This window comes from Serratia silvae, from assembly GCF_023282985.1.
Classification (GTDB): Bacteria; Pseudomonadota; Gammaproteobacteria; order Enterobacterales; family Enterobacteriaceae; genus Chania; species Chania silvae.
Window position 1 is genome coordinate 1 of record NZ_JAGQDC010000078.1, and the last position, 262, is coordinate 262.

The following is a 262-nucleotide window of genomic DNA, read 5'->3' on the forward strand; positions in this document are numbered from 1 at the left end:
GTTGTAATGTCCACGATAGGATTGCCACTTAAGTCCCAACACCTTATACCGTAAGCCATACATCACCTATAAATCTAAATTACCAATTTGAACAGTCAAAGTTTCACCATCAAAGCATTTAATTACATTATCGCGTATTTCCATACGCGAACCTGATGTAGCAGTTCGGAGTACACCAATAGTTGCACTAACAGCACTCAAACTTTCAGCATGAATCTTACTTGCTGAAATATAGCCAATGTTAGCGTTATCAAGATAAAGC

1 protein-coding gene is annotated in these 262 nt (G+C 37.8%); it reads right to left on the reverse strand.

Annotated elements, in window-relative coordinates; translation table 11 throughout:
• Window positions 1-66: 66 nt before the first annotated feature.
• The coding region (locus KAJ71_RS23300; RefSeq protein ID WP_248947800.1) for a hypothetical protein at window positions 67-262 on the reverse strand (196 nt) is incomplete at its 5' end.